We start from the raw sequence: 13,725 nt of genomic DNA, 5'->3' as shown, positions 1-13,725 counted from the left end.
GTTAAATGCCGTTCGGTGGATAATTCGGGTGTATGGTGGACAGACAATTATCACCCGACCTTATTTTCTTTAATTAGCGTGTTTTTGAGTAAAATTTCAATAAAATGGATTGTGTAAAGCAAGAAACAAAAACTAAAGTTGTCATCATTGATGACACAACGGACAATGTAATCACCGTAGCCGTACTGTATGGAAGCGACTATCTTTTAGAAGTTATTGACAAGTTGCTAAAAGTATATCACAAGTTGGAACCGGCTCAAAAGGCCAGATCAATACTATATTGTTACGAAGATTATGTATTCATCAGGAAAGGCTACGGGTACAAGAAAGTGGCAGTGAGGGATATTTTCTATCTTGAAGCAGACAGGAACTACTGCAATATATACCTGTTCAGTGGAGAATGCTTGAATGTATCTATACCAATGAGTGAAGTCATGGAATATCTTTCACCTGAGATATTCAAACGCATACACCGTTCGTTTATGGTCAATCTTGAATATGTGGACACCTACATCGGCAATATGGTCGTGTTGAAAGGCGGAAAAGAGATTGTCATAGGCAGGGAATATAGAGAGGAAATCAGGAAAGAGTTCGTCTGCATCGGCTCTCGTAAGCGTATAAGGGAGAAAAACAAGTGATTCGGTGGATAAAAATGCCGTATGGTGAAACGGTTCTTTCATGGAATCTACTATGCGTAATTTTGGTACAGAAACCACTGTTGGTTTTATCAAATTATTTATTAACAATTAAAATTTAAATGTATGGCAATTAACACCACTCCTTCGCAAGTAGCAACAAGTGCATTACAAGCGATCCCCTTCGGTTCGATAATCGGAGGCCCGTTAAAAGCCTGTATCGAGGCACAGGCAATGGCTGCCCAGACCTCATGGCAGTTTATCCAAGAGGTAGGTCTGAACATCAACCCTACCACCGGTGAGAAAGAGGTAGTGAACGTGTCGTTCTCATTCTTGCAGAACGGACGTATGGCACAGCTCAATGTCCCCTTGCTGACTATTGTACCTATCCCTTACATTGCGATACAGAACATCGACATCAACTTCAAGGCGAACATTTCCGCATCCTCTTCGTCTGTTTCGGAGACAAGTTCGTCACAGAACGTTGATGTGGGAGGCGAAGCCAGTGCGTCACTCGGATGGGGACCTTTCAGTATGCAGGCAAGCATGAAAGCCAGCTATTCATCGAAAAAGGACTCACGTGCAACCAAGAACTCGCAGTACAGCGTGGAGTACACGATGGACGTGGCGGTAAAGGCAGGTCAGGACAGTATGCCGGTAGGTTTTGCCAAGGTTCTCGAACTTTTGGGCAGTTCTTTGGATGTATCCGACCCTGACGGCAGTCTGGAAATCAGTGCCAGAGAGTTGACGCTTCCCGACACAGGCAAGGCAACCCTGATTGCCACCTACAAGAACAGCAAGGGTCTGTTCGAGCCTGAAGCCATCACGATGAATGGCACAAAGGGCAAGGTGGATGGCAACAGCGTGCTGTTTGAAATCTCGGTGGCAGGCGATTACAGCGTGGCAGCGGGTAAGAAGACTGCAGTATGTGTCGTGAAAGGCAAGGAATCCGCTGCTGTAGCACCCGCGAAAGAAGAACAGAGTAAGTAACCCGTCTAATCTGTAATGTTTATGGCTCAATTAAGCACTATCCTAAGCTCCATCCTCCGTGATATGGTCATGGCACAGCACCAAGCCAATATGTATGCCGTTTCCCTTGAAGACGTATATCACAAGAACGGGCGTTTAGAGAAATTTTCCCTGCCCTCCATCGCATTGGGTGAAATGGAATTGAATATAAGATATGGTGTATTGGACGATTCCGGCGATACCGGACAGAAGGAGATAAACTATCCGATGCTGAAAGACTTGACAAAGGAAATCTGTGACCAAACGGCAACCATTCTAACTGATACGCTGTCTGTAGAACTTGTCAGGCTCAGTTCCGACGTCTCGGCAGGAGACAATCCTTTCATGGAACTGACACGCCAACCGAAGATGAAGCGGAAGTTCAGTGCTTTCTTGAGCCGTAAATTTATGAAGCGGTTGCAGCATGTCTTCACACAGTTGATAGGAGCAGAAGGGAACATCCGCATCGAAGAAATCCAAAAGGTCGTGGCTTCGGTGGTCGCCTCTGAAATCATCGGGCACGAAGCGTTGGACACTCTTTTTGACACCCCTGACGGAGAGATCGCACGCACCGGACTCGGCGACACCCTTCAAGCGGCTGTCGATAGTGTCCTGCCTGTATTACTGGCACACAAGAATGTGATGCGTAAGCGTCTCTTTCCGTCAATGGATGTCACGGTGAACGCTTCCGAACTGGCGAAACTGCCCGAAGAGAGCATACACACGCTGCATATCAGAATCAATCCCAAGGAGTTGAACCTATACTTGAACGAAACAGAAGAGTAAATCATGAATACGGATAATAAAATTGAAAAGAGACAGAGTTCGCAGGTCATGGAACTGAAAGACCTGATTTCGGGTCCGCTCGTGGCAACGATAGACGCCGATACCATTTCAGCACGGCGATATCTGAATTATCTCTACGAACTGGCTTTCGAGTCGTATAATCCGCAGACGGGCGAAGTGGGCAACCTCAGAAACCTGCAATTGAAATACAAGTGTATGGATAGCGGCGTGATGAAGGAACAGAAGGTGAGCATTCCGCTGTTGACCCTTGTTCCGCTGCCGCTGTTGCAGGTGAAAGAGGCTGATTTCGATTTTGACATTCAGATAATTGACGCACTGTCCGCCGACAGGAACGCCACATTCTCCCTCACAAACAAGCAGGATGAGGAGGTGAAAACAAACGACGGGGTCAAATTGCGTGTCACTATGGCTCCCTCTTCCATAATCGCTGAGGAAAGGAGTAGCCGTAACCGCAACTTTACCGCAAACATGAAAGTGAAGGTGAAAATGCAACAGGCCGACATGCCCGGAGGGTTGTCAAACTTGTTGTTCCTGACTACTAACAATATGCCTATTGAAGAAACTATCATAAACCTGGATCAAGATGAATAACCAACAGCGTGTGCCGGGATTAGGGTGTCCCCGATGCCGAATGTTTATCCCAACCAGTGTAGTAGATCTGATTACAGCCAAGTCCTTAAAGTGTCCGACCTGCGGTTTGGAGCTGGTTATAGACAAGGCCGCCTCTTCCAAGGCGTTGGAAGCCTTGCGTAAGGTGGAAGATGCACAGAGACGGGTGGAAGAAAGTAGCACATTTAATCGTTAGCGGGGCTTATGGGAATTATAGCGACGGTACTTTTGGTCATTGTATTCGTGGGGCGGTACCTCAAGAAAGTTTTTTCCGCCAAGAAACAAAAGAAAGATATTGCGGATCCAGGCAATTATCACAATGCGATTCTGAACTTCCTCGATGGCGAGAAGAAGAAACGGGACGGAAGGCTCTACAGGAAAGGCGAAACCGAATGGTATATGCGGAAATCCGATTTTGTGGAAGCATACCTTTTCTACAAGAGTATGCCGTATGTGGATATACGCCGTTTCAAAATCAGTCATTTGGGAGATGACGTGCATTTTTCCATACCCGTAGGGAAAGACGGCGAACTTGTATTGACAGACCGGAGATGGAACACCTGCGATGTGGCAAGCATTTTTTTTCGCATAGCAGGAATCAACCGTTTACGCATCCGATTCTTTAAAGATTAAAATTCATTTAAAACGAACAAGATGAAAACCATACGATTACATTCGACAGGAGAAGATGTCCTTGTCTTGCAGGGACTTCTCCAATTATGGGGATATAAAGTAGAGAAAAACGGTCTGTTTGATGAAACGACAGACCAGGCAGTGAGAAAATTCCAACGCTCAAACCGTTTGGAGGTAGATGGCATTGTAGGCAAAGGCACTTGGGCAGTGTTGCAGGATAGCGATGCCCGTGCGTTGCAGTCCTTGAAGCTTACTGAACAGGACTTCGTTGATGCAGCCGACAAACTGCAAGTGGAGGTTGCCACAGTAAAAGCGGTTCAGGAAGTCGAGACGGGAGGCAAAGGCGGATTCTTTGCCCTTGACAAGCCCGCCATCCTCTTTGAAGGGCATATTTTCTGGAACGAATTGAAAAAACGGGGCATCCATCCGGAAGATTATGCCACAACCAATGGCGATATTCTCTATCCCAAATGGACCAAGGAACATTACAAAGGAGGCATCAAAGAGTATGCACGCTTGGAACGGGCAATCGGTATTCATGAAGAAGCCGCATTGTGTTCAGCAAGTTGGGGAATGTTCCAGATAATGGGATTCAACCATGCCGTAAGTGGCTGCAAAAATGTGGTTGAGTTTGTGGAACAGATGAAAAGCAACGAAGGCAGGCAGCTTGACTTGTTTGTCAATTTTGTACTTGGCAATAAGATGGAGCAGTATTTACGCAACAAGGACTGGTCAGGGTTCGCCCGAAGATACAACGGAGTGGCATTCACTCAGAATGCCTACGATACAAAATTGCAGAATGCCTATCTTAAATATAAAGGATAATTAAGATTTATTTTTGTGTTCTTTGAAATATTGAATCTCTTTTACCGGAAAATGCGTTGTTTGAAACAAAAATACACTTCAATCGCTAAAAAATTAGCCCAAAGATACAGGGTTTCCCGATTTTTGATTATTTTCGCAGAAGCGAAATATGCTTTAACAGATAAGAATGAACAATTATACATTGACATACAGCCTGTTAAGTGGATGCAGAAACAATAAAGTTTCCGCAAAATATGTTGTGGATAATTTGGCTGTGTGCGGAATTTGTGTAAACACACACACACACACACACATTCTCATCGCGCGTATTTTACAAAATATTTACTGAATACCAAATTGTTACCGAAACCATTTTTCCCGGTTTTGCTAACAATTTCAGCCAATTTATATTTTCGCATAGGTGCTCCGCCTCTCCGTGTGGCAGCACAGAAGCAACCTGTTACGGCGTTCCTGTCGGCATTCATCGTGCCTTTTCGGGAACGCCGTTTTTTATCGTTTGTAAAATCCGAAAAATTATAGAGCAAATATGAATGCAGAATAAAAAAGTAATAACAATGTAAAAATTTTTCAGAATGATGAAAACAAAGTATTTTGCTTTTGCAGTCCTCGCCACCATGTTGGCAAGCTGCTCGAACGAGGAGGGAATCATCACGCAGGTGGATAACCTCAAAGACACACCCATCACCGTAAATGCCTTGGTGGGAGAACTGACAACCCGTGCAGGGTATGATGCCGAAAATCTGCCAGAACAGTTCTACTTGGAGATAGACAATCCCGACAACGACAAGTATGACTACTCCGCACTGATGAAGTACGAGAACAATGCTTGGGTGGCATACGATGCCACAACCCCGGAGAATAAAATCACTTTGCTATGGCAGAACAGCACGACGAATGTAGAAGTTACCGCTGCCACCTATTCGTTGGATACAGAGCAGACAGCACTGACCGTGGAGACCGACCAAAGTACCGCTGACAACATAAAGGCAAGCGACCATCTTTATTATAACGCTTCGGTCGCTCCTTCTGCCGATGGCATTTCCGTAGCGTTCAATCATGTGATGTCGAAGGTGTTGCTCACCATTACATTGGGAACGGAGTTTGACTATGAGGACAACCCGATAAAAGAATTGACTATCGACGGTATCACTCCGCTGGCCATATCTTACAGCAATCCTGCTGCCCAATACGAAGTCATCCTTGTACCGGAAACCAAGGAAGCTGAAACTTTTACCGTACAATTCAAGGTGGACGGACGTGCATTCAAGTGGACATCTGCCGATGCCGTGACATTGCAGAGCGGCTACCAATACACACTCAATCTGACTGCCGGAAAAGACTTGGTAAGTCCGACTTCTTTCTCTGCGACTGCATGGAATACGGGAGAGGATGAAAGTAATAATCTGGAAGGTGAAACTGAATAATGACGAACAACGATGAAAGCAATATACAGAACAATAGCATTTGCAACCCTCGCACTCGGTGTGGTGGCTTGCACACAGGAAGACGATTTAATGACTTCTTACCAGAGTGACCCGAATGCCGTGCGTATCACGGCACAAGTGGGTACTGACGAAGTAACCGGTGGCTTCACCCGAAGCAATCCGTTGGGTGATGAAACGGAACAGACCACGTTCAATGTCAATGATCAAATCTCGGTAACTGCCGGTACGCAGGCTGCTGTTACCTACACATTGGCTGAAGACGAAACAACTTGGAATCCCCAAACCGGAACGTATCTGAAGTGGGAAACCGAAACGATGGATGTTACCGCCTACTATCCCGTTACAGACGGCACATCGGAAACCACATTCACCGTACCCGATGACCAAAGCGAAGCCATAGAAAAGGCGGACTATATGACCTATAGCGGCACAGCCACCAAAGGCACTGACGGAAGCATCAACCTCACAATGCAGCGTAAGATGGTGCGTATCGTGGTGGATGAGATTACATTCAACGAACAGTTTGCCACCGGCTATGCCGTAACTGCCGTAACCGTTCATGGAAATACCAATGGTTATGCCAATGGTGAAGTGCAGACAGACAACATTGCTGTTATTGCCTACAAGCATACGGACGGAAAATTCTATGCCTTGCTGACTCCCACCACAGAGGATGCCGAATCGGATTTCCTCACGCTAACCGTTACCAACAGTAGCGATGCGGATGAATCTTATACTCTCACCGTGAAGTGCATCCCTGCCACCATTGCCGGAAACAGCTATAGTCTTTCGCTCACAGTGGGCAAGGATGTGGCAAGCGTGGCGAAAGTGGAAGTGAATGAGTGGACAGAAAGTATTATTACCGGTGGCGAGGCGGAAGAAGTATTCTACCACACCATCGAAAACACGATAGCCACCCTTACCATTCCGACGGATGCCGATAAGGATATTTTTAGGAACTCGGTCAGTGCCATAGTTGCAACGACCGGTTTGACAGACATTGTTGTCGAGGGCACATTAACTACCGAGCTACAGAACATCCTTGCCGAGGCATTGGCAAGTTACAGCGGAACGCTTTATCTGTCTCTGGCAGATATGACAAGCACGGACTTTACGGAAGACCTTCCCAAAACGGTAACAATGGCAGGAAGCGAGACAGGTTATTATACAGTAACATCATCCGATGTAACAACCTATTATGTATTCAATGCTGATGGCCTCTCGGGTTGGAATACTGCCACAAAGAATAATTCTGCGGCAAACCTCACCTTGATTGCGGACATTGATATGAGTGATGCCACAACATGGACACCTATTGCTGGTTATACCGGAACCATCGACGGCAACAACAAAACCATCAAAAATATCACGTTTAGTGACAACGGTGAAAGTAATAACTCCCGTTATGTAGGTTTTGTATATAGTAATCAAAACGGTTCTGTCATGAAAGACCTGACTTTTGAAAGTCCAAAAATTCAAATACCTACTACTACAGATGTGCTGTATGTTGGTCTTATTGCCAGCAATAGTGGGCTTATGACGAATGTTCACATTGTGGGAGAGACCGAATGGACTGTGAAGTATGAATCATCTTGGTTAACTAACCTATATCTTGCTCCGCTTGCAGGTATAAACGAAGGAAGTATTTCGAATTGCTCTGTCAGTGATGATTTTAAATTGAATATATACGATTGCATCACCGGGGGCTGTGTAGGCGGTGTGGTTGCGTATAATAATGGAACCGTAACCGGATGTATTTCAGGCGCGGAACTGAATGAAAACGCACGTTTTGAAACAGATAGAGCTGTTGGTGGTATAGCAGGTTGGCATACTTCCGATTCCAATGCTGCGATATATGGCTGTGCTTATTATGGCGACCTGACTGTTAATGTTACAACATGTGACAGGTATAATGCTGTTGGAGGTGTTGTGGGTGTCGATTTGAACTACAATCTTGGCATTATTGGCTGCTACAGTACCGGAGAGATTCAGGTGAGCGGGACAGCAGCATCTACCGGAGCGATTGCAGGCTGTACAAAAGAAGTAGAAAATGAAAATAGTTATGCAGATTATGTGAAATCATGCTATTGGGGTGGTAGCAATGCCCTGACTCAGCCCATTGGCGATTACACATACACTGATGATGACGATGTTACTTGCTACATGGTAGATGGAACAGATGTTACTTGGAACGATGCCAAGACGGCAATGAACGATGCGCTTTCCAATGCTTCTGCCGGCTGGCAATATACCACCGAAGGAGCGACCGATAAGTTGCCACTCGTTCCGGTGAGCACTGCAACAGAGTAATCATTTTAGGGCAGGATAGCGTTGAATGTCGCCACCTGCTCACAACCTCCCAAGCCGAACGGGAGTTGAGTGTTCGGCATGAGTTTTAACTGACTCAAAAACACGCCAGCCTCACATCGTTGCGATGCGGTGTGAGGTACAACAGCCCACCAGTGCAAGATTACCGGTGGGCTGCATTGTAAAACCAATTCAAGACAAACCGCCCTATGATGCAGGATAAGGAAAATATGATTTCATTACGGAAGTATATGGCTATCGGCTATGCCGTCATCGCATTGCTGACAGGGGGAATTGCATTTCTGTACCTGTGTGAGTGGAAAGAAATGGAAGGGCTGGAAGAGGAAACAAACAAGATGAACCGAATCCGTCAAAAGGTACACGATTCGTATGCCCTGATGCTTGACCTCACCCTATATGGTGAAACCATACTTGAATGGGAGGCAACGGACACCATCATATATAAGGAAAAGCGTATGGCGATGGACAGTATTTTGTGTGAGTTCAAGAAATACTATCCGCCGATACGCATTGACAGCGTGCGACAGCTGCTATCTGAAAAGGAACGGCGGTTGTTCAATATCTGGGAACTGTACGGGATGCAAGGGATACAGAATGAACGGATAGCCTCCCAAGTGCCGGTCATAGCCTATCAGAGTAGTAAGGAAACCAAGAAGAAAGGCGGATTGTTCGGGCTGTTCAGGAAAAAGAAGAAGCAACAGGCAGCATCCACCTCGTCCCTACTCTACACGCTGAACCGTGACGTGGTGAAAAGACAACAGGAACAGAGCCACGAGTTATCGACTAACGCAGACAGCCTCGCCTACAAGAACAGTATGCTAAATATTGAGTTGCAACAGCTGATAAGGCAACTGGACGAGAAAGTCCTAACAGATTTGAGCATAAAGGAAGAGGTTATCAAGCAAAACCGGGAACGTGGATATATACTGATAACGGGAGCGACCGTATTCATGTTGCTGCTCCTGATATGCCTGTATATCATCATCCACAAGGAAACATTACAGATTAAGAAGTACAGACGGAATACAGCCGAGCTGATACGCAGGCAGTCGACAACCTTGAAGGAGAATGCCGAACTGATAGATGCCCGACAGAAGATGATGCACACCATCACGCACGAGCTACGCACACCGTTGTCCGCCATTACCGGATATGCCGATTTGTTGGACGGTGAAGATGATGCAGAGAAACAGAAGAACTATAGAACCAATATCCGGAATGCTTCGGAACGAATGGTGTCGCAACTGAATATGCTGCTTAATTTCTTCCGTCTTGATAATGGCAAAGAAGAGGCTGATATCGCACCACTGAGATTGACAAACATTGTAGAAACACTTGAAAGTGAATTCCGCAAACAGGCAGAAGACAAGGAACTTACATTTGTCGTGAAGAACTGCGATGAGAATATTGTCTTCGGCGACAAGCCCCGTCTGATACAGATTGGAGAAAATCTTCTATCCAATGCGTTGAAGTTTACAAAACAGGGATTTATATTATTGTCGGCATCCTATATGGACGGAGTGTATAAATTATGCGTGGAAGACAGCGGTAGCGGATTTTCTAAAGAGGAACAGAATAGAGTTTTCAAGTCGTTTGAACGCTTGTCCAATGCAGCCACACAAGATGGCTTTGGTTTGGGATTATCCATCGTCAAAAGTATAGTTGAACTTTTGGGAGGTACAATAGAGGTAGAGAGCGAAACCGGAAAAGGTAGCAGATTCACGATAACGATACCGATGAAACTGGCAGGGAAAGATACGGAACATCCTATGAAAGACAGGAAAATGTATCCGAAACGCAATTATAGTGTTGTCGCCATCGACAATAACAGACCGGTATTGGAGATGATGAAAGAGATATTCGCCAAATACGATGTACCTTGTGATACCTGTACGAATGTGGGCGAACTGATGGAACTGATACGGAATAAAAGATACGATCTTCTTATCACCGACCTAAAAATGCCCGGACTGAACGGATATGATGTATTGGATTTGTTGAGAGATTCCAATGTGAACAACTCGAAGAGTATTCCGATAATTGTTACTACAGCTTCGGGCTGTTGTACTCAGACGGAATTGCAGCAACGGGGCTTTGACGGTTGTTTATTCAAACCGTTTTCCATCCGTGAACTGTTGGAAACGGCAGACCGATATGTGGATAAGAATACGGGAACAGATGACTTGCCGGACTTTTCGTCATTGATTGCATACGGAAACAAGGTTTCAATGCTTGATACCCTTATTGAAGCAACCAAAGAGGATATTGAAAAGACGGAAACCGCCGGAAAGAACTGCGACATGGAACAATTGGATGAAATGGTGCATCATCTGAGAAGTTCTTGGGGTGTTATCCGTGTGGACAAACCGTTGTGGGACTTACATGAGTTGTTGCATCGTGAAGATGAGACCGATTCTGCCAGATTGCAGGAGGCGGTAAATGCCGTCATTGAGAAAGGCAAATGTATAATCGCTCTCGCGGAAAAGATGAGGAAGGAAGTGGCGGATGAATAGGATTATCATTTTGGAAGACAACATCGTGTTTGCCGAGTTCGTATCGAGAAAACTGCAAAAAGAGGGTTGGCAGATTGAATGTGTAAACAACATCTATCGTGCAAAGAAACTGATGGAGAAAGCAGAAGCCGATGATATTGTGCTTGCAGACCTCCGGCTGCCGGATGGCGAAAGCACACAACTCTTGGAATGGATGAGGAAGAATGGCAAGGAACAGGCTTTTATTGTAATGACCGATTATGCGGAGGTGCATACCGCTGTCGCCTCGATGAAGTTAGGTTCAACCGACTATTTCTCGAAAAGGCTCTTGGACGAGAAACTGATTCCGACCATCCAAGGAGTAATCCAAAAACAGAAAGCCAACCGACAGGAACTGAACAAGACACCGATATTCAAGCGTGAGGGTAAAGCATTCAGACAGATAAAGGAAAGGATACGCTTAGTATCGGCTACGGACATGAGTGTGCTGGTACTTGGCGAGAACGGAACGGGCAAGGAACATATCGCCCAACGCATACATGCCAAAAGCAGACGTGCCGACAAGCCGTTTGTTTCGGTAGATTGTGGTTCCATTTCCACATCACTGGCACAATCGGCATTTTTCGGACACGTCAAAGGAGCGTTTACGGGAGCCGACTCCACCAAAGCAGGCTATTTTCAGGAAGCAAACGGAGGTACGCTGTTTCTTGACGAAGTGGGCAACCTGCCAATGGAAACCCAACAGATGTTGTTGCGTGCGATACAAGAACGCAAATACCGTCCGATCGGATCCAAAGAGGACAAAATCGCCAATGTAAGAATTGTTGCGGCGACCAACGAGAACCTACAAAAGGCTGTAGCCGAAAAGAGATTCAGACAGGATTTGCTGTACCGCTTGCAGGACTTCACGATAACCGTTCCGCCTCTCCGTGAATCGCAAGAAGATATAATGCCGTTGGCGGAGTTTTTCAGAGAAACGAGCAATATATCACTGAATAAAAAGACAAAGGGGTTTGACGCTTCGGCACGGAAAGCATTGCAAGTCCATCCTTGGCCGGGCAATGTGAGGGAACTGAAACAAAAAATCCAAAGTGCCGTATTGTTATGCGAGGGCGATATCATATCGGAAGATGATCTGGAATTGTATGTTGAACAAACGGCTTTACCGGTCTGTTATACATTGAAAGATGTAGAGCTGGAAAAAGAGCGTATCAGAAACGCATTGGAACAGACCGGTGGTAACAGATTGTTTGCTGCAAAACTCTTGGGAATAGGTCGCACAACCTTATATAATAAGATGAAAGAGTATGGTTTGAACGAGTTTTTTAACCGGACAAGCCTATAATTGATGCAAATTGATTATTTTTGCAGCAGAAACAGTCCGGGCAAAATTTGCCTGTACTGAAAATATGGATAAAACAGGTTTTGGCATAGCCATTGCCTGATGATATAGACATAAGACCGCAAGGTGTTCTGATGAGAATCTGGAAAATTAACATCGAAAGGAAACATTGCGTGATTGCTTATGCTATGCCTATGCATAGCGTGCAGTTACCTATTTTCTTTCGGGCATTCCAGAGCCTTCATCAGAGATAGTGTGAATTGCACGCTATCTTTTTGCCCGGCACAATGATATAAAAGTGGAAGATTATGGCGAAGGTTCAAATGTTTGCCGTCCTGTCATTGGACGGATGTTTATCGGACAATAGCGGTGATGCCCGTTGGATATTGCGACCGGAAAGTTACGACATCGACAAGATTTTCGATGCGGCAGACTATGAGTTTTCTTCCAACTATCCCACTTCCCGACTGATGGAAAACGAGGATGATTCGGTATTTATCATTGAAGCGACATTGGAGAATGCCGATTACATCAACGGGCTTTTTCGTCTTAGATTGATAGACGAAATCATCATCTATACCATACCGTTCATTGCCGGAACAGAACTTAAACTGTTCAAAGCCGGACTTCCCATTTCCTATTGGGAACTGGACAACGAAAAGAGGTATAAGTGCGGAGTTCACCGTTCCATGTATAGCCGAAAGGTAATTGAATGAATGCAGGTGTGTTCCAATAATGAACACAAAACCATGTTCAAGTTCTGAACAGATGTTCGGAATCTGAACACTTTTCAAGTTTCCCGAAATTCGTCATAAAATTATCTTCAAGAATTTTCTTGCTGATATTCAGTGAGATACATCTTCATGCTCATACTCTTGGCATGAACAGGCAATTGATTTGTCCTTATAGTTTATGTGTGCACACCAAATAATCAAGTGTAAAACCCATAAACGGAATAAAGATGAATCATACCATATTGACAGAAACTGATTTCTTCAAATATATAGACGGGGAAGATTGTAACGAATTACATTCATCCTATAATGCTTTTGTGGCAAAGGTTATTGAACTTTGTCATGAGTTAGACGATGTGAGATTGGTCTCAGTGGCTTTAATGTACGCTGAAATCGAGTTGAAATTTCACCATAAGCACGATGCCATATCGGAGGGTTGCAATATAACCCGATTCATACACAAGGCTTTGACCTTTATTCGTAAGATGCAGAAACATCTTTCATCAACTGTTACAACAGTGCCACCACTAAATCCATCCGACAAAGAAAAGAACAATACTCCAGCCTTGAAATGGACTGGCAATGCCATTGACCTTGTGGAACTGATATACGGCTTCAGTGAAATGGGCTGCATCAATAACGGAAATATTCCATTGAATGAACTTGCTCCCACTCTATACAATCTGTTCGGAGTGGAGTCAAAGGATTGCTACCGCTTCTACACCGACATCAAACACCGTAAGAACGATAGCCGTACCTACTTCCTCGACAAGATGCAGATGAAACTGAACGAAAAAATGCAGCGTGATGACGAGCTGGAACGAATGAGAAGATAGACTATTGTTTTGTAGTTATACATATGGTTGG

Annotated in this window: 13 protein-coding genes; all 13 read left to right on the top strand. The window is 45.0% G+C overall.

Features of this window, described 5'->3' with window-relative positions; all coding sequences use genetic code 11:
- The first annotated feature begins 104 nt into the window (after positions 1 to 104).
- Positions 105 to 638, top strand: a complete 534-nt coding sequence (locus K429_RS0114820) for a LytTR family DNA-binding domain-containing protein (protein ID WP_026367395.1) — start codon at positions 105 to 107, stop codon at positions 636 to 638.
- A 123-nt stretch (positions 639 to 761) separates the two neighbouring features.
- Positions 762 to 1,625, top strand: coding sequence for a DUF2589 domain-containing protein (locus tag K429_RS0114815; protein WP_026367394.1), 864 nt, complete (start codon positions 762 to 764; stop codon positions 1,623 to 1,625).
- 21 nt (positions 1,626 to 1,646) lie between these two features.
- Positions 1,647 to 2,429, top strand: coding sequence for a hypothetical protein (locus K429_RS0114810; protein ID WP_026367393.1), 783 nt, complete (start codon positions 1,647 to 1,649; stop codon positions 2,427 to 2,429).
- A gap of 3 nt (positions 2,430 to 2,432) precedes the next feature.
- The gene (locus K429_RS0114805) at positions 2,433 to 3,041 is read left to right on the top strand and encodes a DUF2589 domain-containing protein (protein WP_026367392.1); all 609 of its coding nucleotides are present in this window, start codon (positions 2,433 to 2,435) and stop codon (positions 3,039 to 3,041) included.
- The gene (locus K429_RS0114800; RefSeq protein ID WP_026367391.1) at positions 3,034 to 3,255 is read left to right on the top strand and encodes a hypothetical protein; all 222 of its coding nucleotides are present in this window, start codon (positions 3,034 to 3,036) and stop codon (positions 3,253 to 3,255) included. Before K429_RS0114805 ends, K429_RS0114800 begins: the two co-directional genes overlap by 8 nt.
- Before the next feature lie 8 nt (positions 3,256 to 3,263).
- The gene (locus tag K429_RS0114795) at positions 3,264 to 3,692 is read left to right on the top strand and encodes a hypothetical protein (RefSeq protein WP_026367390.1); all 429 of its coding nucleotides are present in this window, start codon (positions 3,264 to 3,266) and stop codon (positions 3,690 to 3,692) included.
- A 21-nt stretch (positions 3,693 to 3,713) separates the two neighbouring features.
- Entirely contained in the window at positions 3,714 to 4,517 is an 804-nt protein-coding gene (locus K429_RS0114790) for an N-acetylmuramidase family protein (protein WP_026367389.1), read from the top strand.
- Between the two features lie 572 nt (positions 4,518 to 5,089).
- Positions 5,090 to 5,941 (top strand): fimbrillin family protein, encoded by an 852-nt coding sequence (locus tag K429_RS0114775; protein ID WP_026367388.1) that lies wholly within the window; start codon positions 5,090 to 5,092, stop codon positions 5,939 to 5,941.
- Between the two features lie 12 nt (positions 5,942 to 5,953).
- On the top strand, positions 5,954 to 8,272 hold the full coding sequence (locus K429_RS0114770; protein ID WP_026367387.1) for a fimbrillin family protein: 2,319 nt from the start codon (positions 5,954 to 5,956) through the stop codon (positions 8,270 to 8,272).
- A gap of 206 nt (positions 8,273 to 8,478) precedes the next feature.
- Positions 8,479 to 10,803, top strand: coding sequence for a hybrid sensor histidine kinase/response regulator (locus tag K429_RS0114765; protein ID WP_052340656.1), 2,325 nt, complete (start codon positions 8,479 to 8,481; stop codon positions 10,801 to 10,803).
- Positions 10,796 to 12,127, top strand: a complete 1,332-nt coding sequence (locus K429_RS0114760; protein ID WP_026367385.1) for a sigma-54 dependent transcriptional regulator — start codon at positions 10,796 to 10,798, stop codon at positions 12,125 to 12,127. The genes K429_RS0114765 and K429_RS0114760 overlap by 8 nt, the downstream gene beginning before the upstream one ends.
- Positions 12,128 to 12,432: 305 nt before the next feature.
- Positions 12,433 to 12,840, top strand: coding sequence for a hypothetical protein (locus K429_RS0114755; RefSeq protein WP_026367384.1), 408 nt, complete (start codon positions 12,433 to 12,435; stop codon positions 12,838 to 12,840).
- Positions 12,841 to 13,085: 245 nt separating this feature from the next.
- A complete protein-coding gene (locus tag K429_RS0114750; protein ID WP_026367383.1) occupies positions 13,086 to 13,694 on the top strand; it encodes an RteC domain-containing protein in 609 nt (202 codons plus the stop codon).
- Positions 13,695 to 13,725: the final 31 nt, after the last annotated feature.

This window comes from Bacteroides sp. 14(A), assembly GCF_000526555.1.
Classification (GTDB): Bacteria; Bacteroidota; Bacteroidia; order Bacteroidales; family Bacteroidaceae; genus Bacteroides; species Bacteroides cellulosilyticus.
The sequence above is the reverse complement of the archived record's forward strand: the minus strand, read 5'-3'. Positions and strand labels throughout refer to the sequence as shown.

Bases quoted from the DNA above. Each gene is read 5' to 3' on its own strand.
- K429_RS0114800 (WP_026367391.1), top strand. From the start codon at position 3,034: ATGAATAACCAACAGCGTGTGCCGGGATTAGGGTGTCCCCGATGCCGA.
- K429_RS0114775 (WP_026367388.1), top strand. From the start codon at position 5,090: ATGATGAAAACAAAGTATTTTGCTTTTGCAGTCCTCGCCACCATGTTG.
- K429_RS0114805 (WP_026367392.1), top strand. From the start codon at position 2,433: ATGAATACGGATAATAAAATTGAAAAGAGACAGAGTTCGCAGGTCATG.
- K429_RS0114750 (WP_026367383.1), top strand. From the start codon at position 13,086: ATGAATCATACCATATTGACAGAAACTGATTTCTTCAAATATATAGAC.
- K429_RS0114810 (WP_026367393.1), top strand. From the start codon at position 1,647: ATGGCTCAATTAAGCACTATCCTAAGCTCCATCCTCCGTGATATGGTC.
- K429_RS0114760 (WP_026367385.1), top strand. From the start codon at position 10,796: ATGAATAGGATTATCATTTTGGAAGACAACATCGTGTTTGCCGAGTTC.
- K429_RS0114790 (WP_026367389.1), top strand. From the start codon at position 3,714: ATGAAAACCATACGATTACATTCGACAGGAGAAGATGTCCTTGTCTTG.
- K429_RS0114770 (WP_026367387.1), top strand. From the start codon at position 5,954: ATGAAAGCAATATACAGAACAATAGCATTTGCAACCCTCGCACTCGGT.
- K429_RS0114820 (WP_026367395.1), top strand. From the start codon at position 105: ATGGATTGTGTAAAGCAAGAAACAAAAACTAAAGTTGTCATCATTGAT.
- K429_RS0114765 (WP_052340656.1), top strand. From the start codon at position 8,479: ATGATGCAGGATAAGGAAAATATGATTTCATTACGGAAGTATATGGCT.
- K429_RS0114755 (WP_026367384.1), top strand. From the start codon at position 12,433: ATGGCGAAGGTTCAAATGTTTGCCGTCCTGTCATTGGACGGATGTTTA.
- K429_RS0114815 (WP_026367394.1), top strand. From the start codon at position 762: ATGGCAATTAACACCACTCCTTCGCAAGTAGCAACAAGTGCATTACAA.
- K429_RS0114795 (WP_026367390.1), top strand. From the start codon at position 3,264: ATGGGAATTATAGCGACGGTACTTTTGGTCATTGTATTCGTGGGGCGG.